General features: G+C 70.5%; 18 protein-coding genes and 2 pseudogenes. 6 read left to right on the top strand and 14 right to left on the bottom strand.

All coding sequences use genetic code 11. From position 1 onward, the window contains the following. Nucleotides 1-5: 5 nt before the first annotated feature. Both AB0M63_RS19100 and AB0M63_RS19095 read left to right on the top strand, forming a co-directional pair. A complete protein-coding gene (locus AB0M63_RS19100) occupies nt 6-2,021 on the top strand; it encodes a TIM-barrel domain-containing protein (protein ID WP_366020170.1) in 2,016 nt (671 codons plus the stop codon). Between the two features lie 109 nt (nt 2,022-2,130). Further along, nucleotides 2,131-3,606, top strand: a complete 1,476-nt coding sequence (locus AB0M63_RS19095) for a glutamate--cysteine ligase (RefSeq protein WP_366020169.1) — start codon at nt 2,131-2,133, stop codon at nt 3,604-3,606. On the opposite strand, the pseudogene AB0M63_RS19090 reads toward AB0M63_RS19095, so the two are convergent. From AB0M63_RS19090 to xylB, 10 genes and pseudogenes are all read right to left on the bottom strand, one after another. After that, nucleotides 3,572-3,966: pseudogene (locus AB0M63_RS19090) on the bottom strand (transposase family protein); the annotation flags it as partial. The gene AB0M63_RS19095 and the pseudogene AB0M63_RS19090 sit on opposite strands and share 35 nt — an antisense overlap. A gap of 237 nt (nt 3,967-4,203) precedes the next feature. Next, nucleotides 4,204-4,722 (bottom strand): GNAT family N-acetyltransferase, encoded by a 519-nt coding sequence (locus AB0M63_RS19085; RefSeq protein WP_366020168.1) that lies wholly within the window; start codon nt 4,720-4,722, stop codon nt 4,204-4,206. Then, nucleotides 4,719-4,916 (bottom strand): annotated as a pseudogene (locus tag AB0M63_RS19080) (IS256 family transposase); the annotation flags it as partial. The gene AB0M63_RS19085 and the pseudogene AB0M63_RS19080, both read right to left, overlap by 4 nt. A gap of 248 nt (nt 4,917-5,164) precedes the next feature. Continuing rightward, a complete protein-coding gene (locus tag AB0M63_RS19075) occupies nt 5,165-6,688 on the bottom strand; it encodes an aldehyde dehydrogenase family protein (RefSeq protein ID WP_366020167.1) in 1,524 nt (507 codons plus the stop codon). Between the two features lie 56 nt (nt 6,689-6,744). Beyond that, nucleotides 6,745-8,052, bottom strand: a complete 1,308-nt coding sequence (locus tag AB0M63_RS19070; RefSeq protein WP_366020386.1) for a GAF domain-containing protein — start codon at nt 8,050-8,052, stop codon at nt 6,745-6,747. A gap of 172 nt (nt 8,053-8,224) precedes the next feature. Beyond that, nucleotides 8,225-8,824: an N-acetylmuramoyl-L-alanine amidase gene (locus AB0M63_RS19065; RefSeq protein ID WP_355923934.1), complete on the bottom strand. Its 600-nt coding sequence runs from the start codon at nt 8,822-8,824 to the stop codon at nt 8,225-8,227. An 18-nt stretch (nt 8,825-8,842) separates the two neighbouring features. Then, entirely contained in the window at nt 8,843-9,856 is a 1,014-nt protein-coding gene (locus AB0M63_RS19060) for an acetamidase/formamidase family protein (protein WP_366020166.1), read from the bottom strand. Then, complete coding sequence (locus tag AB0M63_RS19055) at nt 9,853-11,337, bottom strand: APC family permease (protein ID WP_366020165.1); 1,485 nt, start codon at nt 11,335-11,337, stop codon at nt 9,853-9,855. Before AB0M63_RS19055 ends, AB0M63_RS19060 begins: the two co-directional genes overlap by 4 nt. Before the next feature lie 178 nt (nt 11,338-11,515). Next, nucleotides 11,516-12,748: an ROK family transcriptional regulator gene (locus AB0M63_RS19050; protein ID WP_366020164.1), complete on the bottom strand. Its 1,233-nt coding sequence runs from the start codon at nt 12,746-12,748 to the stop codon at nt 11,516-11,518. 48 nt (nt 12,749-12,796) lie between these two features. Then, nucleotides 12,797-14,242 (bottom strand): xylulokinase, encoded by a 1,446-nt coding sequence (gene xylB, locus AB0M63_RS19045; RefSeq protein WP_366020163.1) that lies wholly within the window; start codon nt 14,240-14,242, stop codon nt 12,797-12,799. Between the two features lie 132 nt (nt 14,243-14,374). On the opposite strand from xylB, the gene xylA reads away from it, so the two are divergent. Continuing rightward, nucleotides 14,375-15,541 carry a xylose isomerase gene (gene xylA, locus AB0M63_RS19040; RefSeq protein WP_366020162.1) on the top strand — a complete coding sequence of 389 codons (1,167 nt, stop codon included), beginning with the start codon at nt 14,375-14,377 and terminating at the stop codon, nt 15,539-15,541. A 147-nt stretch (nt 15,542-15,688) separates the two neighbouring features. Further along, nucleotides 15,689-16,123 carry a hypothetical protein gene (locus tag AB0M63_RS19035; RefSeq protein ID WP_355923945.1) on the top strand — a complete coding sequence of 145 codons (435 nt, stop codon included), beginning with the start codon at nt 15,689-15,691 and terminating at the stop codon, nt 16,121-16,123. 31 nt (nt 16,124-16,154) lie between these two features. Here the strand turns inward: AB0M63_RS19035 and AB0M63_RS19030 are convergent, their stop codons facing one another. After that, nucleotides 16,155-17,501, bottom strand: a complete 1,347-nt coding sequence (locus AB0M63_RS19030) for an esterase-like activity of phytase family protein (protein WP_366020161.1) — start codon at nt 17,499-17,501, stop codon at nt 16,155-16,157. A gap of 211 nt (nt 17,502-17,712) precedes the next feature. Further along, the gene (rox, locus tag AB0M63_RS19025; protein ID WP_366020385.1) at nt 17,713-19,137 is read right to left on the bottom strand and encodes a rifampin monooxygenase; all 1,425 of its coding nucleotides are present in this window, start codon (nt 19,135-19,137) and stop codon (nt 17,713-17,715) included. Between the two features lie 405 nt (nt 19,138-19,542). On the opposite strand from rox, the gene AB0M63_RS19020 reads away from it, so the two are divergent. Continuing rightward, on the top strand, nt 19,543-20,598 hold the full coding sequence (locus AB0M63_RS19020; protein ID WP_366020160.1) for an acyl-CoA desaturase: 1,056 nt from the start codon (nt 19,543-19,545) through the stop codon (nt 20,596-20,598). A gap of 172 nt (nt 20,599-20,770) precedes the next feature. Continuing rightward, nucleotides 20,771-20,953, top strand: coding sequence for a hypothetical protein (locus tag AB0M63_RS19015; RefSeq protein ID WP_355923951.1), 183 nt, complete (start codon nt 20,771-20,773; stop codon nt 20,951-20,953). Between the two features lie 111 nt (nt 20,954-21,064). Here the strand turns inward: AB0M63_RS19015 and AB0M63_RS19010 are convergent, their stop codons facing one another. Both AB0M63_RS19010 and AB0M63_RS19005 read right to left on the bottom strand, forming a co-directional pair. Continuing rightward, entirely contained in the window at nt 21,065-22,036 is a 972-nt protein-coding gene (locus AB0M63_RS19010) for a hypothetical protein (protein WP_355923953.1), read from the bottom strand. A 135-nt stretch (nt 22,037-22,171) separates the two neighbouring features. Next, nucleotides 22,172-22,468 carry a hypothetical protein gene (locus AB0M63_RS19005; RefSeq protein ID WP_355923955.1) on the bottom strand — a complete coding sequence of 99 codons (297 nt, stop codon included), beginning with the start codon at nt 22,466-22,468 and terminating at the stop codon, nt 22,172-22,174. Nucleotides 22,469-22,583: the final 115 nt, after the last annotated feature.

The following is a 22,583-nucleotide window of genomic DNA, read 5'->3' as shown; positions in this document are numbered from 1 at the left end:
AGGCCATGCACCCCCGTGACTGCACGCCCTGGGTGGCACCGCCCCCACTCCTCGTCCCGGCCCTGCTGGATCCCCTGGCCACTGCCTGTGTCGCCGCCGCCGGCAAGGACGGCGCGAGCCTCGACGTACGCACGGCGGCCGGACGTACGGGCACGCTCCGCCTGCGCCCGGCGACGGACAACTCCCTGCGCATCACCCTGCGGTTGGACGGGGTACCGAGGGCACCCAGGGTCTCCGTCGTGACCGCACCGGCCGACACCGGCTGTCTGGTCGAGCGGTCACCGGACACGCTCACCCTCCGACTGGGCGCTCTGACGCTCGACGTCCAACTCCCGTCCCTGACACTGGAACTGAGGGGCTGTCGTCTACGACAGGCGACCGACGTGAGCGACCCTGGCGACCGCACGACCGTCCTGCCCCTCGGGGTCACCGAGCTCGCCGACGGGCAACTCGCCTACCACGACAGCTGGTTCACCGAGCCCGACGAGCACTTCTACGGCCTCGGCGAACGCTTCACCGGTCCCGACCTGCGCGGACAGCGCGTGGACTGCTGGGTCGAGGACGCCCAGGGCTCGACCGGCACCCGCTCCTACAAGGCGGTCCCGTTCCTGCTGTCCAGCCGGGGCTACGCCGTCCTCGTGGACACCACCACCGCGGCCTCCTTCGACCTCGCGCACAGCAACACCGGCGCCTGGTCGCTCACCGTCCCCGACGAGGAACTCGACTACTACCTGATCACCGGCACCCCCTCCGAGTGCCTGCGCGCCTACCGCGATCTGACCGGACCCGCCCTGCTGCCCCCGGGGTGGGCCTTCGGACCCTGGATCTCCGGCGGCTTCCGCCGGGACAGCGCGGACGAGGTACGCGAGCGGGCCCGCCGTATCCGCGAACTCGACTTTCCCTGCGAGGTGTTGCACATCGACACCTACTGGCAGCGACCCGGCTGCTGGTCGGACATGGAGTGGGACAACGAGGCGTTCCCGGACCCCCGCGGTCTGCTGGCCGAGCTGGCGGCACAGGGCTTCCACGTCTCGCTCTGGATGAACCCGTATCTCAGTGTCGAGAGCCCACACTTCGCCGAGATCGACCGCAACGGCTGGTTCCTGCAAGTCCCTTCGGGAACCACGTGGATCGGGCGGGTGTGGAACGGCGCGCACCCGGACTCGGCCGTCCTCGACCTGACCCATCCCGGCGCCGCCGACTGGTTCCGCGCCCGGGTCCGCCAAGTACTGGCCACCGGGGTGTCGGTCCTGAAGACCGACTTCGGTGAGGCCGTCCCCGTGGCAGCGGTGGCCCACAACGGCATGACCGGCGACCGACTGCACAACCTCTATCCGCTCCTCTTCAACGACCTGGTCGCCGAGGTCACCCAGGAGGTCGCCGGCCACGGCCTGACCTGGGGCCGCTCCACCTGGACCGGCGGCCAGCGACACGGCGCCAAGTGGACCGGAGACCCCAACGCGAGCTGGCAGGACCTGGCCTCGACCCTGCGCGCGGGCCTCTCGCTCTCCTTCTCCGGTCACCCCTTCTGGAGCCATGACATCGGCGGCTTCCACGGCACACCGGACCCCGAACTCTTCGTCCGCTGGGCGCAGTTCGGACTGCTGTCACCCCTCAGCCGGTTCCACGGCATGACGTCCCGGCTGCCCTGGGACTTCGGCGAGGAGGTGTACGCGGCCGTCCTGCACGCGGCCCGGCTGCGTACCGGCCTGCTGCCGTACCTCCACCGGTCCGCCGCCGACGCGGTCCGCACCGGCGAGCCCCTCGCCCGCCCCATGGCTCTGGACCACCCCGACCGCCCGGACGCCCACGCGGCCGACCTCCAGTACCTGCTGGGCCCGGATCTGCTGGTCGCCCCGGTGTACGCGCCCGGTGGCCGCAGGCAGGTGTGGTTCCCGCCGGGGGAGTGGCTGCCGTACGCGGGCTCCGGAGGTCCGATCGACGGCCCCGCCTGGCGTCGGGTCCGCATCCCCCTCACCGCGGCCCCGCTCTGGCTGCGGGCCGCGGCGCACGTTCTGTGAGCGGGGCGTCGCACGCCGGCCCGGGGCTGTGCGCCGACTGTCCGGGGCGCTTCGGAGGTGGGACTCTGGGACGGGAGAGGTATCCGCCGAGGGGACTCGGGAGGGCCAAATGGGACGTGACGTGCCGGCCCTGGTGTTCACGCGGGAGGACCGCCGACGGTTCCGGGACAAGATGCACACCTGCCTCGACGTCCTGGCGCAGATGCTGCGCGAGTCCGGCTTCGAGAGCGAGCGGCCGCAGGTCGGGCTGGAGATCGAGCTCAACCTGGTGGGCGAGGACGGGCTCCCGGTCATGCGGAACACCGAGGTGCTCCAGGCGATCGCCGATCCCGCCTGGTCGAGCGAGCTGGGCCGTTTCAACCTGGAGATCAACATCCCGCCCCGCCGCCTCCTGTCCGGCGGCCCCGGCTCCTGGGAGCAGGAGATCCGCGACGCCCTCAACCACGCCGAGGAACGCGCCTCGGCGGTCGGCGCGCATCTGATCATGGTGGGCATCCTGCCGACGCTGGGCGAGGCGGACGTCGGCGAGACCGCCCTGTCCGGCGATCCGCGCTACCGGCTGCTCAACGAGCAGATCTTCGCGGCCCGCGGCGAGGACCTGCGCATCAAGCTGGACGGCGTGGACCGGCTCGCGATGTACGCCGACGCCATCACCCCCGAGGCCGCCTGCACCAGCACGCAATTCCATCTCCAGGTCGCCCCCAAGGAGTTCGCGGACTACTGGAACGCGGCACAGGCCGTCGCGGGCGTACAGATCGCCCTCGCGGTCAACTCGCCGTTCCTCTTCGGCAGGGAGCTGTGGCGCGAGACCCGTATCCCCCTCTTCGAACAGGCCACCGACTCCCGGCCCCAGGAGATCAAGGCACAAGGGGTACGGCCCCGGGTGTGGTTCGGGGAGCGCTGGATCACCAGCGTCTTCGACCTGTTCGAGGAGAACGTGCGCTATTTCCCCGCGCTCCTGCCGATCTGCGACGAGGAGGACCCGCAGGAGGCGCTCGACGGCGGGGGCGTTCCGGAACTCGGCGAACTGACGCTGCACAACGGCACGATCTACCGCTGGAACCGCCCGATCTACGCCGTCACCGACAGTGGCCCGCACCTGCGCATCGAGAACCGGGTGCTGCCCGCCGGGCCCACAGTGGCCGACATCATCGCCAACGGCGCCTTCTACTACGGCCTGACCCGCGCCCTCGTCGACGAGGACCGCCCCGTGTGGACGCGGATGTCCTTCTCGGTCGCCGAGGAGAACCTGCACACCGCCGCCCATGACGGCATCGACGCCCGCCTGTACTGGCCGGGGGTGGGCGAAGTGCCGGTCACGGAACTGGTGTTGCGGCGGCTGCTGCCCCTCGCCCATCGTGGCCTGGAGCTGGCCGGGATGGACACGGAATGGCGCGAGCCCCTGCTGGGCGTCATCGAGCAGCGGTGTGTCACCGCCCGCAACGGCGCCCTGTGGCAGACGGAGACGGTCCACCACCTGGAGAAGGCGGGCTGCGACCGCCAGGAGGCGCTGCGCCGGATGACGCTGACGTACATGGACTACATGCACCTCAACGCACCCGCGCACACCTGGCCCGTGGACTGATCACCGCCAGGTTGCGTCCAGGGAAGTGGTGTACGGGTTCGACGATCGCGGTGATGCGGTTGGTACTGCAGCAGCTTGCTCAGGAGGCGCCAGCCCTTGAACGTGGCCATGGCCTGCTCGCCAACGCAGCGGATCTTGGCGTTGGTGGTGTCGTGACGTCAATGCCACCGCTTGAGGCGGCGCCCCTTGAAGGGAACTCGGATGTTCCGGGCCGCGCCTTGGTATGCCTTATCGGCGTCAGCCTTGAGGCTGGCCTCGCCGAGGGCCTCGATGATGCCGTGCTCGCGGGCCGCCGCCTTCAGATCGTGCCATCGCACCAGGTAGTGCGGGCGAGGCCCACAGCAATCTCCCGATCGCGTCCCTTGGACTGGTGGGCGGTAAGCCCAGGTATCACCCGGTCGTTTGCGAGCCGGAGTTGTAGACGATTCAGGGCGCGAAGTGGCTTGCGTGTGAGTTGGGTTGTAGCGATTGCTTGAAGAACTGCCTGCATGCCCAGCGCAATCTGCACGATCTCATTGAGGAGCAACGTGCAGATCGCCTCTTGAACCTGACCGACACCTGGCTTGAGTAATAGTCAAGACCTGTGGATCGGTGAAGTTATCGTCTGATGCTCCGGTGCCATCGGATCTCGCTTTCGTGCCATTCGTCGGTCGGCGTGAGCCCGGCGGCAGCGGCGACGGCAGCGGATGCCCGATGCTCGGGGTGGATGTGGGCGATGACGGTGTGCACCGGCTGCCGGCTGAGCCAGTCGACGAGTCCTTGGGCAGCTTCGGTAGCGATGCCTCTTCCCTGCCACGGGGTCCCCACCACCCAGGCGATCTCGGCGATGGGGCCGTGGCCGGAGGGGCTGACCGTCGCCTGGACGGTGCCTGCCAGACAGGATGTCTCACGCAGCAGGATCACCCAGTTCAGCCAGGACACGGCAGGATCGGGCGAGCCTGCCGTCATGCGCTGGTAGCGCGAGCGCAGGGCTTGCGGGGTGTCCGGAGCGCCGCCGATGAAGGTGTGCAGGGCCGAATCGGCCAGCACGGCAGCCATCTCCTCGGCGTGCTCGACGTGCAGCGGCGGCAGGTCCAGCCGCCTGGTGCTGATGGCCTGGGCCGCGAGGGTGCTCACGCCGCGACCGCCTCGGGGCGTTCGACGAGCTGGCCGCGTTCGAAGCGGGCTCCGGCGCGGACGAGGGCGACAAGGTGGGGTGCGTTCACGCCCCGCCACCGATGCTGGGCGGACTCGACGAGCTTGAAGACCATGGCCAGGGCGGCGGTGCGGGAGCCGGCGCCGCGGGTGACCTTGGTCCGCAGCCGGACGGTGCGCAGGCACTGACAGTCCGCCGGGTAACCGGTCCCCTCCACTCTGGGGTGAGCGCGTCGTGCCACCACACGTGTCAGAGGGTTGTCGCCTGCCTCACCCCGGGCGGGAGTCTGGTCCGTGACTGGTCCGGGGGCGGTCCTCGTGCAGGTCGACCATCGACTTGAGGCAGCTTTTTGCTTACCTAGAGTGACTCCGGTGTCGGGTTGCCTGGAGCGCATCGGCGCTTCCAGGCAACCGACTTGAGACTCTAGAAGAACCCAAGTTTCTTCGGACTGTATGAAACAAGAACGTTCTTCGTCTGCTGGTAGTGCTCCAGCATCATCTTGTGGTTCTCCCGGCCGATGCCGGACTGCTTGTAGCCGCCGAACGCCGCGTGCGCGGGGTACGCGTGGTAGCAGTTCGTCCACACCCGGCCCGCCTGGATCGCGCGGCCCGCGCGGTACGCAGTGTTGATGTCCCGGGTCCACACGCCGGCGCCGAGACCGTACAGCGTGTCGTTGGCGACCTTGATCGCGTCGTCGAAGTCGTCGAACGACGTCACCGAGACCACCGGCCCGAAGATCTCCTCCTGGAAGATGCGCATCCGGTTGTCGCCCTCGAAGATCGTCGGCTGGACGTAGTAGCCGCCCTTCAACTCGCCGGCGTAGTCGATGCGTTCGCCGCCCGTGAGGACCTTCGCACCCTCCTGCCGGCCGATGTCCAGATAGGAGAGGATCTTCTCCAACTGGTCGTTGGAGGCCTGGGCGCCGATCATCGTGTCGGTGTCGAGGGGGTGCCCCGGCTTGATCAACTCTGTGCGGGCGACGGCCGCCTGGAGGAAGTCGGAGTAGTGGCCGCGCTGGACGAGCGCCCGGGACGGGCAGGTGCACACCTCGCCCTGGTTGAGCGCGAACATCGTGAAGCCTTCGAGCGCCTTGTCCAGGAAGTCGTCGCGTGCCGCCGACACGTCGTCGAAGAAGATGTTCGGCGACTTGCCGCCCAGTTCCAGCGTGACCGGCTTGATGTTCTCGGAGGCGTACTGCATGATCAACCGCCCCGTGGTGGTCTCGCCGGTGAAGGCGACCTTCGCCACGCGGGGGCTGGACGCCAGCGGCTTGCCCGCCTCCACGCCGAAGCCGTTGACGATGTTCACCACGCCCGGCGGCAGCAGGTCCGCGATCAGGCTCATCCAGTAGTGGATGGACGCCGGGGTCTGCTCGGCGGGCTTGATGACGACCGCGTTGCCCGCCGCGAGAGCCGGGGCCAGCTTCCAAGTCGCCATCAGGATGGGGAAGTTCCACGGGATGATCTGTGCCACGACCCCGAGCGGCTCGTGGAAGTGGTACGCCACCGTGTCGTCGTCCACCTCGCCCAGCGAACCCTCCTGCGCGCGGATCGCCCCCGCGAAGTAGCGGAAGTGGTCGATGGCGAGCGGGATGTCGGCGGCCAGGGTCTCGCGGATCGGCTTGCCGTTCTCCCAGCTCTCCGCGACCGCGAGCGGTTCGAGGTTCGCCTCCATCCGGTCGGCGATCTTGAGCAGGATGTCGGACCGCTCGGTCACCGACGAACGGCCCCAGCCCGGCGCGGCCGCGTGCGCCGCGTCCAGCGCCCGCTCCACGTCCTCCGCGGTGCCGCGCGCGATCTCCGTGAACGGCAGCCCGTTCACCGGGGACGGGTTCTCGAAGTACTGCCCGCGAGCCGGCGGCACGTACTCGCCGCCGATGAAGTGGTCGTAGCGCGACTGGTAGGAGACGATCGCGCCCTCGGTGCCGGGTGCCGTGTAACGGGTCATCCTGGTCTGCCTCCCGGAACAGCGCTGCCCGCCGTTGGACAGCTCTCGGCGCGAGGCTAAGGAGCGGGACGTTGCATCCACGTTGCGTCGCGCCGCGTGTAGTGGAGCGGGGTCCCCGGTGCCGCCAACTCGGACTCCAACGCGGCGAGGCGGGAGCGTACCGGTGCCGTCGGCCGTATCGCCGCGAGCGCCCGCCATACGTCGAGGTCGTCCTCGCCCCACGGCGCGTGCGCCCAGTCCGCCAGCAGGTCTGGATCACGGCGGGCGATCAGCGCCGTACGGAGGCCGTCCGCGAGGCGGGCCCGGAGCCTGATCACCGCCGGGGCCTGCGAACCGGGCAGCAACGGACCCTGGTACGCCGTCGCCGCTCCCGTGATCGCACCCCCTTCCAGCCGCCGCTCGACGATCGCCACATCGGACTCCACCGGCAACGTGAGCCGGTAGGGACGCGAGGCGAGCAGATCGGGCCCCAACAGCCTGCGCAGCCGGGCCAGTTCGGCCCGCAGTGTCACCGGCGGAACCGACTCGTCCTCGTACAGCGCGCACAGCAGCTCGTCGCCGGTCAGCCCTTCGGGATGCCGGGCCAACAGCACCATGATCTCGCTGTGCCGACGGCTCAGCCTCAACTTGCGCCCGTCGAGGCACAGTTGGGCCTCGTCCCGGCCCAGCGCGGTCAGTTCGGGACCGTCGGCGGGTGTCGACTCCGGCGCGAGCAGAGCCAGTTGGGACTCGGCGGCGCGCGCCACCGCCTGGACGAAGCCCAGGCTGTGCGGATGCGCCAGCCCGTCCCCACCGGTGATGTCCACGGCACCGAGCACCCGCCCGGTGCGCGGATCGTGCACCGGAGCCGCCGCGCACGTCCACGGCTGCACCCGCCGGATGAAGTGCTCGGCCGCGAACACCTGCACCGGACGGTCCACCGCGACCGCCGTGCCCGGCGCGTTCGTCCCGACCGCGCTCTCCGCCCAGCGCGCACCCGGCACGAAGTTCATCCGGCCTGCCTTCCGCCGGGTCGCCGGATGCCCCTCGACCCACAACAGCCTGCCCTGCGCGTCGCACACCGCCAGCAGATGCTCGCCGTCCGCCGCGAACGTGCCCACCAACTCCCTGATCAGCGGCATCACCCGGGCCAGCGGATGCGCCGCGCGATGGACACCCAGGTCGCCGTCCGTCAACTCCACGTTCGCCGTGCCCTCGGGGCCGACGCCGGCCCGCGCGGAACGCCGCCAGGAATCGGCCACCACCGACCTCACTGGTCGCGGCACCGTGCCGGCCACGGCGAACGTCTCGTGCGCCCGGCGCAGCACCCGCACCCGCTCGGCAGGGTCGGCCCCCGGCTCCAGGGCCACCCATGGATCGGTCAACTCGGCCTCCCGGAAGGCGATACAGCGGCGCGAGTACCGCGGCACAGCGGTGGCACACCCGCGGTACGGCGGTGAAACGCCTGCGGACATCGTCACTCCGGCGAAGGGTACGGACAACCGTTTCGACCGGGGCGGACCCGAACGATGCCCATCGCGCCCGGGCGGCCCCGGATCAGGCGAAATTGACCATCCTTATGTAGCGAGTCCAGTCCCAGTTCGGCCCGGGATCGGTGTGGTCGGTACCCGGCACCTCGTAGTGCCCGATGATGTGCGCCCGGTCCTTGGGGAGCCCGTACTTCGTGCAGAGCGCCGCCGTGAGTCTGGCCGACTGCTCGTAGAGGGCGTCGGTGAAGTACGCGGGCTGATCCACCCAGCCCTCGTGCTCGATACCGACGCTGCGGGTGTTGTAGTCCCAGTTCCCCGCGTGCCAGGCGATATTGGCCTCCCGGACGCACTGGGCCACATGCCCGTCGGCCGAGCGCACGAGGTAGTGCGCGGAGACCTTCTTCTTCGGGTTCTGGAAGATGGACAGGGTGTCGGCGTACGTCTCCTGGGTGACGTGGATGACCACGTAGTCGACGGGATAGGCGGTGGGGCGGTTGGACGCCGTGTAGTTGGAGGCGCTCGCCGGCTGCCACTCCGCCGACGGGTAGTCGACGGCCTGGGCCTGAGCGTCGGCCTGCGGGGCGGGGAGTAACGCGTAGGGGACGGCGGCGAGGGCGGCGCCCTTCAGCAGCCATCGCCTGCTCGGGAGCGGTCTTGCCCGTTCCATGGTCGGTTGCCTTTCGGTTCAGTGGAGGAGTGCCGCCGCGGTCTCACGCAGACGCGCGTGCAGCCCACGGTGAGTCTCGCGCGCGGGCAGCCACTCTTTGCGGATCTTGGCCACGCAGGTGTAGTTGGTGTCGCACACGTTGGCCAACGGCGATTCCACGGCCTGGGTCGCGAACTGGTAGGCGTCCAGCTCGCTGAACCCGTAGTCGCGCACCAGCCACCGCACCAGATCGAGCTGGGAGATCCGGAACGCGTCCTCCAAGGGGCGCGCCGAACCCGTAGAGATGATGTGCGTGTCCGACTCGATGCGCGGCCAGGGCGTGGCGACGCCCTTGAGCAGCTCCACGATCACCACGGTGTTCATCGCGCACTCGACGGCGACTCCACACGTCTCGCCCTCGCCCTGCCGGGCGTGTCCGTCGCCGAGGCTGAGCAGCGCGCCCTCCACGTTCACCCCGAGATAGCAGGTGACCCCGGCCCGCATCTCGGGCGTGTCCATGTTCCCGCCGTGCGCGTCGGGCACCAGCGCGGAACGCACCTCCAGGTTGGCCGGGGCCACGCCCACGGTGCCGTGCATCGGGTCGAGGGGCAGCTCGACCTCGATGTCACTGTCCCGGGCGCGGAACAACGCCGTGCGGCGGGTCCGGTCCAACTGCCAGATCCACACGGTCTCCGGGAGCGGCGGCTGCAGCGTCGCCGTGGTGTGCGTCGAGGTGAGCGAGCCGAAGAGGGGGACGGTCGTGGAGGCGGCCCAGTCCCGGGCCGGTTCGATCGACACGAAGTGCACGGCGACCGTGTCGCCCGGCTCGGCGCCCTCCACATGGAAGGGGCCGGTCTGCGGGTTGAGGAACGGGAACTCGCACACCTCGGACACCAGGTCCTTCTCGGACCGCACCCGCCCGGCGAAGCAGTCCTCCGTGTACAGGTCGAGAACCGTGCCGGGCGCGATCCGCGCCACGGGCGGGGCACCGCCGAACGTCCAGGCGTACTCGCCCGGTTCGGGCCGCACCGTCAGGATCCGGGGGTCGTTCATGGCTGTGCTGCTCCGTTCTGCGCAAGGCCGGTGGAGGCGGATTCGTCGAGATGGACACGGGCGGTCTCGGCTATTCGCTCGGGGTGGCGGCGTAGCAGAACGAGCAGGACCACGACCCCGGCCGCCATCCAGACGCCGACGACCGGTCCGGCGTACGACACGGGAGCGGTCAGCTCGGTCACGAAGTCGAAGACCGGGAGGCCCGCCGCGGTGAGCAGGGCGGGGACGAACGCGACGATCCCGAGCAGCGGGACCAGCAGGTGGCGTACCGGCTTCAGCAAGTCCCGCCTGCGGCGCAGGAAGTAGCCCGCACAGGCCAGGTTCACGACGATGTAGACGCCGATGACGACTGTGACGATCACCGTGGCCAGCAGGAGGAACGCGGTCACCGGGTCGTAGCCGAAGCCGAGCCCCAGCACGGTCCCGACCGCGACGACGGTCTGCACGGCGATTCCGGCCATGGGGGAGCGGTGGCGCGGGTGAAGGGTGGCGAGTACGCGGGGGAGCACCCGGATGCGGGCCAGGGCGAAGGCCGTGCGTGTCGAGACGGTGGCGCACGCGTTGGCGTTGGCGATCGTCGAGTTGACCACGGCCAGAAACACCAGCACCCAGAACAGTCCGAACGACGCGCGTGCCACCCCCTCCCAGGACGCCGCGCCGGAGGCCCCGAATCCGCTGAAGCGGTCCGGCCCGAAGTACACCGTCATGGCGTACGTCGTCAGCACGTAGAACAGGCCGATCCCCAGGGCCGCGCCGAGCACCGCGCGGTGCATCGTCCGGCGCGGGTCGCGGGTCTCCTCGGCGAGTGGTGCGGCGGCCTCGAACCCGGCGAACGCGAGCACCGTGTACACCGAGCCGGCGAAGACGCCACCGAGACCCGAGTAGTCCTTGGCCGTGTGCGAAGTGCCGAACACCGAGAGGGTGTTGTGCCCACCCGCCTTGCCGATCAGCCACACGGCGAAGACCAGGAAGACCAGGATCTCGAAGACTCCGAGGACCGTGCCGAAGCGGGCCGAGGCGCGCACTCCGAACCAGCCCGCCACGGCGATGACCGCGGCGCCCGCGAGTGCCCACGGCCACCACAGGTTCTCCGGGTACGAGGACCACTCCTGATGCAGGGTGCCCGCCGTGGTGAAGCCGAGTTGCAGGAGCAGCAGCGGCGGGACCAGGGCCTCCACGAAGACATAGCCCCAGCCCACCAGGAAACCGACGGCCGGATGCAGGCCCTGTGCCGCGTAGGTGGCGACCGAGCCGGCGGCGGGCAGTTCCCTGGCCAACTCGGCGACGCACGACGCGGTGAAGAGACAGGCCACCAGCGCGATCAGCACCGACAGCGGCAGGCTGCCGCCCGCGAAGGCCGCGCCCGACGGGATCGACGCGGCGACCGCGGCGGCCGGCGCCATCGCCGTGATGCTCTGGAACAGCACCTCACGCAGCCCGACGGCATCCTGCCGCAGTCCCTGAACCGTCTCCCCCGACACGTGAATCCCCCCTTGTCCACCCGTCCACGCCCGCCCGTCTTCACGACACGACGGCTGCGCCTCGCGTGAATCACGGTACGGCGCTTGCGGGTTGGGCAGTAGAGCGTGGCGTGCTTCCGTGGACTACGGCGAAACTGTGGACAACCCGGCCACTCGGACGAGTGAAGTCGGCTGTGTCTCAGGCCTGTTCGGCCACGATGTCCACAGCACGCTCGGCCACCGAAGCCGGGTCGTCGAGCACGGCCCGCACCACCGAGTGCGCGGCGCCCAGCAGCGGGCCCTCGGGCCCCAGCCGCGACACCGACACCGGACAGGCGGGTCCCGCTGTGCGACGCGCCAACTCGGCTTCCAGCGACGGCAGAAGCCAGGGCGCGAGTCCGGACAGCGCGCCGCCCAGCACCACCAGTCGGGGATCCAGCAGGTTGACCGCGCCGGTCAGCGCGATGCCGAGCGCCGTACCGGCGTCGTACAGGGCACGTCGTACCGCCTCGTCGCCGTCGGCCGCACGGGTCGCGAGCAGCCCGACCCGGTCCGCGCCGGGCTCCAGACCGGCGGCCCGCAGCACCGCCTCTTCACCCGCGTACTGTTCGAGACAGCCGCGCCCGCCGCAGGCGCACTCCGGTCCGTCCGGACGCACCGGCACATGCCCCAACTCGCCCGCGAATCCCCGGGTTCCGCGCAGCAGACCCCCGTCCACCACAACTGCGGCGCCGATGCCGATCTCGGCCGACACATGCAGGAAGTCACGCGGGGTCGTTTCGCCCAGCCAGAGTTCGGCGAGACCGCCGAAGTTGGCCTCGTTGTCGACAGTGGGCGGGAGTTCGGCGGGCAGCAGGGCGCCGAGATCCGTGTCGTGCCAGTCGAGGTTCGGGGCGCGGACGACGGTGCGGCCGTCGCGGGCCACCAGACCGGGCACGGCGACCGCGAGCCCCGCCGGCCACAGGCCTTCCGCGTCCGCTTCGGCGACGACCTGCCGTACCAGCGCGGTGAGTTCGGCGAGTACGGGTTCGGGGGAGCGGCCGCGGTTCACGCCGTGCCGCACCGCCCGGGCCCGTATCTCGCCGCGCAGATCGACCGCGCAGACCGCGAGATGGTCGACCCCGACCTCCGCGCCGATCCCGGCCGGACCGCGCCCGCTGACGGCGAGCGCCGATCCGGGCCGGCCCACCCGGCCGGGCCGCTCGGGGCCCAGCTCTTCGAGGAGGCCCGACCGGATCAGCTCGTCCACCAGTGTCGACACCGCCGCCCGGGTCAGCCCGATGCGCGAGGCGACGGCCGCACGCGAGAGCGGACCCTCGGCGCTCACCGTGTGCATCACCCGGGCGAGGTTGCGGCGGCGCATGCCCTGCTGGGTGTCGGGCAGGGCACGCCCGGGCCCGGCGGGGTGCGCCTCGTGCAGCGGTGCGGTCATGCCTCCCTCAGCCCTCGATCGGTGTGCGTCCGTTCCCCCGGGTGTGTGTCAACGGCTGTCCGTCCCCCGTTCGAGCAGCGGAGCCGCGTCGGAGAGTACCCCGGAGATCCTGGCGAACGTCGTCTCGTCCCGCTCCACGGCGTCCAGCACCGGCCCGGCGGCCGTGTTCCAGCGGCGGGCCACCGCGGCCGGGTCCTCGCCGGTCAGCAGGCCCGCGGCCTGCGCGGCGGCGCCGAGCGCGACCAGTTCCTTCGCCTCGGGCACCTGGACCGGACGCCCCGACAGCCTCCGTACCGTCTCCTGCCAGGCCGTGCCCCGGGCACCCCCGCCGATCAGCAGGAGAGGCGTGGTGCGGTCCGCGTCCGCGTCGAGGACCAGGTCGAGCGCGCCCAGCAGGGCGTGCACGGCACCGTCGTAGGCGGCCTGGAGGAGCTGGCCGCCGGTGGTGTCGTGGCGCAGGCCGTGCAGCAGGCCCGAGGCGTTGGGCAGGTTCGGGGTGCGCTCGCCGTCCAGGTACGGGAGCAGGGTGACCGAGGTGCCCGGTTCCACCGCTTCCCGGTCCAGGCCCAGCAGGGCCGCGATCCGGTCCACGGCGAGGGTGCAGTTCAGGGTGCAGGCCAGGGGCAGCCAGTCGCCGTGCGCGTCGGCGAAGCCCGCCACCGTGCCGGACGGGTCGGCGGGGCGGTGCTTCGACACCGCGTACACCGTGCCCGAGGTGCCGAGGCTGAGCACGGGCGCGCCGGGGCGCAGCCCGAGACCCAGTGCGGCCGCCGCGTTGTCGCCGGTGCCGGGAGCGACCAGGGTGCCCTTGGAGAACGGCAGATCGTGGCAGTCCCGCACGGTCCCGGCCACCTCGCCGGGCCGCACCACCCGGGGCAGCAGCGCCGGGTCGAGCCCGACGTGCCGGAGGATCTCCTCGTCGTACGACTCGGTCGCCGAGGCCCACCAGCCGGTGCCGGAGGCGTCGCCGCGATCGGTGGTGCCCTGCCCGGTGAGCCGCCCGGTGAGGTAGTCGTGGGGGAGACGTACGGCCGCTGTGGCCCGCACCGCCTCCGGCTCGTGCTCGGTGAGCCAGGCCCACTTCGTGACCGTGAAGGAGGCTCCGGGCACGCTGCCGGTGCGCTCCGCCCAGGCCTTCGGGCCGCCCAGTTCCTCGATCAGACGGCGGGCCTGCGGCGCCGAGCGCACGTCGTTCCACAGCAGGGCCGGGCGGACCGGCTCGCCCTGCGCGTCCAGGGTGACCAGGCCGTGCTGCTGACCGCCGATCGACACGGCGGCCGCCTCGTGGGCCGCGTCCCCGCACTGGCGCAGGGCCTCGCACAGGGCGTCCCACCACTGGCGGGGATCGCTCTCCCGGCCCGCCCCCGAGGAGACGGTGTGCGGCGCCTGGCCACTCGCGACGATCCGTCCGGTGGACACGTCGACGACCAGTGCCTTGGTGGACTGGGTGGACGAATCCACGCCGACGACGAGCGGACCCTCGGCTGCTGACATCGGGTTTCTCCCTTGTGTGCGGCATGCGTCTCCGCCCGGAGACACATTGTCCCTTCCCAGAGACGCTCCGGCATACTAATTTGTAAACCGCCATGACGAAATAGTCGGAGCGAAGCAACAAGGAGCCGCGTCATGAACTACCAGCCCACCCCCGAGGACAGGTTCACCTTCGGCCTGTGGACCGTCGGCTGGCAGGGAAGGGACCCGTTCGGCGACGCCACCCGCCGTGCCCTCGACCCCGTCGAGACGGTGCAGCGCCTGTCCGAGCTGGGCGCCCACGGTGTGACCTTCCACGACGACGACCTGATCCCCTTCGGGTCCTCGGACACCGAGCGCGAGTCGCACATCAAGCGCTTCCGCGAGGCCCTCGACGCGACCGGCATGAAGGTGCCGATGGCGACCACCAACCTCTTCACGCACCCGGTCTTCAAGGACGGCGCGTTCACCGCCAACGACCGCGACGTGCGCCGCTACGCCCTGCGCAAGACGATCCGCAACATCGATCTCGCGGTCGAGCTGGGCGCCGAGACCTACGTGGCCTGGGGCGGCCGCGAGGGCGCCGAGTCCGGCGCCGCCAAGGACGTACGCGTTGCTCTCGACCGCATGAAGGAGGCCTTCGACCTCCTCGGTGAGTACGTCACCGAACAGGGCTACAACCTGAAGTTCGCGATCGAGCCCAAGCCGAACGAGCCGCGCGGCGACATCCTGCTCCCCACCGTCGGCCACGCCCTGGCGTTCATCGAGCGCCTGGAGCGCCCGGAGCTCTACGGCGTCAACCCCGAGGTCGGCCACGAGCAGATGGCCGGGCTCAACTTCCCGCACGGCATCGCCCAGGCCCTGTGGGCGGGCAAGCTCTTCCACATCGACCTCAACGGCCAGTCCGGCATCAAGTACGACCAGGACCTGCGCTTCGGCAACGGCGACCTGCGTGCCGCCTTCTGGCTGGTCGACCTCCTGGAGAGCGCCGGTTACGCCGGCCCGAAGCACTTCGACTTCAAGCCCCCGCGCACCGAGGACCTCGACGGCGTGTGGGCGTCGGCAGCCGGCTGCATGCGCAACTACCTGATCCTGAAGGAGCGTTCGGCGGCGTTCCGTGCCGACCCGGTGGTCCAGGAGGCGCTGCGCGCCTCGCGTCTGGACGAACTGGCGCAGCAGACCGCGGCCGACGGCCTCAAGGCGCTGCTCGCCGACCGCTCGGCGTTCGAGGACTTCGACGTGGAGGCGGCCGCCAAGCGAGGGATGGCCTTCGAGCAGCTCGACCAGCTCGCCATGGACCACCTCCTGGGGGCCCGCGGCTGACCGCACGCACGCGTGCGTCACTCAGGTTCCCGACTGTGACCGACTTCCGCGCGGAATGCTCCGGAACCATGCGATCCATGGCATGAGTCCGCATCAACCACCGCGCGGGGGTCGCGTCATGACCGCTACGAGGCGACTCTGGACGGTATGGCCATGCCGCCCGTACCGCCCCGACCGCCCGGCCCACCGGGCGCCACTCCGCCTCAGGGAGGCGGCTTCGGACCACCTCCCGAAGGTTTCGGCCACGCGTCGGGAGGGGGCTACGGGGACTCGGGAGGCGGCTACGGGGAGCATGGACCGCCTCCGCGCAGGCGCCCCCGCCCGCTGTTCGTGCTGCTCGCCGTGATCGTGCTCGCCGGGGCCGTCGTCGCCGTCGCGCTGATGGCCTCCGGGGGACACGACTCACCGGACAAGAAGGCGCCCGCCGGGAGCAGTTCGAGCACGAGCCGGAGCCCGTCCCTCACCCTCCCGACGAAACTCCCCAGCAGCCTGCCGACCAAGCTCCCGACCGCGCTTCCGTCGAACCTGCCGAGCGAGGTGCCCAGCGACATCGAGTCACTGCTCCCCTCCCTGTTCGGCTAGCTGCCCCAGGCGTCGACGGGGCGACGGGCCCTCAGATGCCGTGCGGCAGCTTCAGGTACACCAGGGTCGTCTTGATGCCGCTGTCGATCAGCCGCCCCTGGGCGTCGAACGCGCCCGCGCCGTCCGTCATTCCGAAGTCGTTGTCATTGATCAGGGCGAGCGTGTCGTGGTCCACGCGCGCGACGCCCTCGATCTTCTGCGGCACCCCGGAGACGGTCCCCAGGTCGACGACCAGCTTCTTGGCCAGTACCGGCACACCCGAGGCCGCCGGGTCGTCGAGCTGCTCCAGCGACGGGGACGTCGTGTCGTCGTCGTAGGGGCCGCCGAGGATGTTCGACCTGCGCCCCAGCTCGACCAGTTGGAGCCGGGCCGCCTTGTCGGTCCGCTCCTCGACGAGCAGTCGGTCGCCGCCCACGGCGACCACCGAGGAGATCTTGAGTTCGGAGGTGTCGTCCTCGCTGGGGTCGACCACGTTCACCGGGTCGAACCGGTACGCGTACTCCGCCGTGACCGCCCGCTTCTTCGTCGAGAAGCGCAGCAGACGGGTGTTGAGCGACGCGTCCCCGGCATCCCCGTCCGGCAGCGACAGCGGGCTCTGCAGGGCCATCACCAGGTCACCGCCGGGTAGTTGGGCGAGCCCCTCGAAGCCTCGGTTGATCTTCCGGTGCAGCAGGACGGCCGGCAGCGCCTCCACCACCGGGTAGTCGGTCCCGGTCAGGTGCAGCCCCTTGGGCACGTACCGCGTGAGCACCTTCCCGCGCGCGGAGACGTGCACCAGGCTGGGCCCGTACTCGTCGACGAGCCAGAACGACCCGTCCCCGGCGCGCACGATGCCCTCCGTGTCCAGCCCGTTCGGGTTGTACGACAGCGCCGTCTGCGCGTCGTAGGAGTACGGCGCCTCGTCGCGTCCCTGCTGGTTCGACAGCCCGGTGACGCCCTTCCCGGAGGTCGTGGTGATCGGGATGGCGTCAAGGACCTTGATCGTGTCCCCGGAGACGCGGATTTTCACGATCGCCGGGTCGAAACCGGGCACCGGGAACGTACGGCGCTTCGTCCCGCTCACCTTGATCTGGCCGTTGGGCCCGCGGTCGGTGACGGTCCAGTACTCACCCTTGCGGCCGGCCGGGTAGATGTCGCTGCCGATGCCGCCGAGATCCACTCCCCGGTCGTTGTCCACCGTCCCGGGCAGCAGCGCGTCGCTGAACGCGCCGAGCGGGATGTCGCCGAGCGTCGCCGTGCGCGTGACCTGAGCGGCCTGGCTCCCGGCGGGGGCTCCGGCGGCCGTACCGGACGCCATGAGTGCGACCACCACGGCCAGCGGAACACCTACCGCGACGGGGCGACGGACACGGCGCCGGAAGGGGGCGTGCGGGGACATCGGGCCTCCTGAGGACAAATTCGTTGACAGCGGCCAGAGTTGGGCCCTGTAGGGAACTCCGGTCGACTGCCAGGTGAAGTGAGAGTGTCGGCCGCTCATCGGGAAGGCGCGGCATCTTCGGTCACTCAGGGAGCTCTGCTCCGCTGCGAGAAGCGACGGCCTTCACTTCCGCTCCGCGACCGATCGACTCCCCAGGAAGGCTGTTCGGCGCTCAGCGTGAGGCACCGAACCACTTGGGCAACTGTCCGAGCAGGTCCGCCTGGTCGTCACCGACCCACGCCACGTGGCCGTCCGGCCGTAGGAGCACCGCGGGTACGTCCAACTCCTCGCCGGCGTCTACGACATGGTCGACGCGATCCGCCCAGCCCAACACCGAGAGCCGGCCGGTGTGGTCGAGCAGCAGTCCGCGGCCGCCGTGCATCAGCTCGTAGAGGCGACCTTCTTTCAGCTTCACGTCCCGCAGGCGTCGGCCCAGGAGCTCGTGCCCCTCGCCGAAGTCGTAGCGGATCCCGACCGCGGTGATCATCCCCGTCACGTACCGGTTCACCTCCTCGAAGTCCATCAGCGTGGAGAACAGTTCCCGTAGTGCGGTCGCGCCGGGATCGGTCCCCAGGAGCGTGATCTGCGCGCGCGTGTTGTCGATGACGCGGGCGCCCACCGGATGCCGTTCGGTGTGATAGCTGTCCAACAGCCCTTCCGGAGCCCAGCCGTTGACCGCGGCGGCCAGCTTCCAGCCGAGGTTGAACGCGTCCTGCACGCCGAGGTTGAGCCCCTGCCCGCCGGTCGGCGGATGGATGTGGGCCGCGTCGCCGGCCAGCAGGACCCGGTCGACGCGGTAGCGCTCGGCCTGCCGGGTGGCGTCGCCGAACCGCGACAGCCAGCGCGGCGAGTGCACACCGAAGTCGGTGCCCGCGACGGCCCACAACCGCTGCTTGAAGTCGTCGAGGGTCGGTGCGGCCGCCCGGTCCTCGGCCACGCCGTCGGCGGGCACGACAACGCGATACACGCCGTCCTCGCCGGGGCTGACGCCGAACCGCAGTTGGGTCCTGCGGACCTCCTCGACGACCGCGGCGATCGCCGCGGGATCCTCGGCCACCTCCATTTCCCCGAGCAGTGTCTCGACAGTCGCGGGCTCACCGGGGAAGCCGACGCCGATCAGCTTGCGCACCGCGCTGCGGCCGCCGTCGCAGCCGACGAGGTAGCGGGAGCGCAGGTGCGTGCCGTCCGCGAGTTCCACGGTGACGCCGTCGCCGGTCTGGCTCAGCCCGACAACTTCGCATCCGCGCCGGATCTCGGCCCCGAGTTCGACCGCGCGCTCGTCTAGCAGTCGCTCGGTGACCGGTTGCGGGGTGGCGACGCCGTACGGATGAGCCGTGTCCAACCCGTCCGGCCACGGCTTCATGATGCCGCCGAAGAGACCGCCGGCCTGGAACTTCTCGCTGACCGCGATGAACCGGTCGAGCAGGCCGCGCTGGTCCATGATCTCGACACTCCGCGCGTGCAGACCCTGACCGCGGGACTCCCCGGTCGGTTCGGTCAGCTTCTCCAGCACGACCACGCGCACGTCGTGCAGCCGCAACTCGCAAGCGAGCATCAAACCGGTCGGTCCGCCGCCGACCACGATCACGTCAATCATCAGAACGCCCATCCAACGAGATTGGTTTACGACCACCGACCACCGACCACCGACCACCGACCGGCCGCTCCGCGTGGCCGCGCTTCGCGAAGTTCGCGTTTCCGCAGGTCCTGGCCTCGGTCGGCCATTTTGGAGGACGACCCGGGCCTTGCCGCAAGTCCCCCGCTGCGCTATACGTTGGGTGTGGCAAGGAGTGGACGACCTCCTTGCCATCGTCTTTTCCGGGTGCTTCCCCTCCTCAGGTCGACGCTCCGGGACTGGGTTCGCGACGGTGTCGTCAACCCCCCTGTGAGGGCCCGGCTGACCCCCGTACGGACACGGGGGGTGCCGCCATGGTCGCGACCGGTCACCGATTCGTACGTTTGCTCAGGTCACCCCGTTACCTGAGAGAGCCGGAGACCGGACATGTCCCAGATCACCGCAGTCGTCGGCGCACCTGACCCTGGAGACGCCGTCGTGGCGCCCCCAGGAAGCGAGTTCGCGCCCCTCCTGCGCACGGTCAAGGGCAGAGGACTGCTGGAGCGGCGACGGGCCTGGTACGCACTCTGCGTTTCCGTCAACGCCCTCGCGCTGGCCGGTATCGTCACCGGCGTCGTCCTGATCGGAGACTCCTGGCTGAGCCTGCTCCTCGCCCCGTTGCTGGCCGTGTTCGGCGCCCGGACGGCCTTCATAGGCCATGACGCCGGCCACGCGCAGATCGCGGGCAACCGGGCCGTCAACCGCGTCATCGGCCTGATCCACGGCAACCTGCTCCTGGGGATGAGCTACTCCTGGTGGAACGACAAGCACAACCGCCACCACGCCAACCCCAACCACATCGACAAGGACCCGGACGTGGTCGCCGACATCCTCGTCTTCACCGGCGAGCAGGCCAAGGTCCGTTCGGGATTCCGGCGCTGGCTCACCCGCAACCAGGCCTGGCTGTTCTTCCCGCTCACCCTGCTCGAAGGCATCGCCCTCAAGGTGCACGGTTTTCAGGATCTGCGTCGGCAGCCCCGTCGGGAGCGGGCCGTCGAAGGCGCGCTTCTGGTGAGCCACGTCGTGGCCTACGCGACGCTGCTGCTGACCTCGATGTCCCCGGGGAAGGCCCTCGCGTTCGCCGCGCTGCACCAGGCGCTGTTCGGCCTGCACCTCGGCCTGGCCTTCGCGCCCAACCACAAGGGCATGGAGATGCCCGACCCCGACGGTGAGCGATGGGGTCACCTCCGCCGCCAGGTGCTCACCTCGCGCAACATCCGTGGCGGCGCCCTGACCGACTGGTTCCTCGGCGGCCTCAACTACCAGATCGAACACCACCTCTTCCCGAGCATGCCGCGGCCCAATCTGCGGCTCGCGCAGCCGCTGGTGCGCGCCCACTGTCAGGATGTGGGTATCCCCTTCGTGGAGACCGGCCTCGTCGACTCCTACCGGCAGGCCCTGCGACACCTCCACGAGGTGGGAGAGCCGCTGAGGACGGAGTGACGGAGCAGGCGGAGTATGGCGCGTGACGGACCGGCCGACGGCCGGGTAGCGGTGCTCGGGTACCAGTAGGGGAAGCGCCTCAGGGATGTCTCAGGGTCGCGATCCGGAACCGTGGGAAGCGCGGACCCGTTTTCAGATCAGAGAGCGGCTGCGGCCGCGGAGGAGGCGACATATGTCGAAGAACGCGAAGATCGCCGTAGGAGGTGTGGCAGTCGGACTGATCCTGTTGTTCTGGCTGCCCTGGTGGGTCTCATTCCTGATCGTCGTGGGAGTGCCGACGGCCGCGTATCTCACGCTGGACCCCTCGCAGCGGCGTCGGCTGCGCCGTGTCGCGGGCAAGGAGATCGGCCGCTGACGCACTGACGACCGCTGCGTTCCCGTCCGCCACACAGGAGCAGAGCAGAGCACAGCGCCGTCCGCAGGACTGCCGACGACAGGCCCGCGGACGGCGTCCGACGTCCGGCGCTCAACTCGGCCGTACGGCCATCTTGTCGAGCGCTTCGAGGAGACCGGGCAACTCCGGGCCCCGGCCGACCGGCAGCACCTCGCCGGGCTCCTCGTCGAGCAGGACGAACGCGATGTCGTCGGTCCGGGCCACCATCGACCAACCGGGGCCGTCGGCGCGCAGCGTCCGCGCCTCGCCCGGCGCGAAGGATGATCGGACGCGGCCGAGGGGCGGCGGGCTGTCCACATACGCGCGGAGCTCCGTCAGTACCCGCCGGATCCCGCTGTGGCCCGCCTGCGTGCCTTCCGCGGTGCTGTCCGACGAGGTGTCGCCCGACGACGATCCGTCCGCCTCGCTCTGCACGTCCGCCGCGGTCTCCGAGTCCACCTCGGTCTCCGTGTCGGCGGCGGTCCCTTCGTCGTCGCCGGTGTCGCCGTCGGAGGTGGCCTTGTCCGTCTCGGACGTGTCGCCCGCCCCGTCCTGAGCCGCGAAGACCGAGTCGTCGATCTGCTCCCGCCACAGAGCCCACTGCAGCGCGATCTCGTCGGCACCCAGCCGCCGCTGTGCCGGACCCCAGGTGGTGGTGTCCGGCGGGGCCAGCGGCGGCCGGTCCACGAGATCGGGGTCCGGATCGTGCGGCGCGGGCACATTGGGGGCCGCGACGGCGACCGCGAGCGGCCAGCCCGGCAGGGCCGCGACCACCGTGCGCTCGCTCGGCGACAGGTCGTACTCCATGCCGCAGTCCCAGGACGCAATGGCCACCGCGACCAGCGACACGTCGTCGATGACGACCGTCCACCGCGAACCGTCACCGTCCTGGCCGAGCACCAGGCCGTACCCGTCGGCGAGCGGCGCCATACCGAGCGCCGCGCAGGCCTCCGAATAGTCGTCGCCCAGCACACTCGGGAACTTCGCCGGCGTCAGCAGCACCGCCGTGAGCACATAGAGCGCGTCGTCCTCGGCGGCGACGGCCTCTTCGTCCGTGTCGGCCATCCCAGCCTCCCCATCGTTCATCCAACCGCGCGCACCCTAGTGTGCGCGGAAGCCGCTTGTCACGACTCCCAAGTACACCCGGAGCTGCAGTTTTCCGTCTGGACAGGGCGAAATGACCGCCGGTAACCCGAAGTGTCAGGCCGCGGGGAGCCCGAGAAGGGCGCGGGCCACCGTCCGCGGCGACTCGTCACGCTCCCTGGCGAGCGCCACGACGGCCCGGCACGCCAACTCGCTCACCCCGAAGGACAGCGCCTCCGGCGACACCCATCCCGAGGCTTCCTCGATCCGGTCCTGGTCGTCCTCCGCGCGGGCCGAGACATAGACGGCCGCGGCCTCGAACAAATTGTGCGGGCGTCGTTCCGGGCGGGTGTCCGCCTCCGCGCGCGTGGAGGTGAGAAATCTGGCGAAGGTCTTGCGGGGCCTGTCGAACATGCTGACCACCTTCCCCCTGCGTGGTTTTCTGTCGCCGACCGTCCATCTACTGCTACCCAACGTAGAGTTGGAGTTGCGGCGACATAAGGGGGGCGGCGCGGTGAAGCGCCTCCAG

The organism is Streptomyces sp. NPDC051576, from assembly GCF_040681835.1.
GTDB lineage: Bacteria > Actinomycetota > Actinomycetes > Streptomycetales > Streptomycetaceae > Streptomyces.
The sequence above is the reverse complement of the archived record's forward strand: the minus strand, read 5'-3'. Positions and strand labels throughout refer to the sequence as shown.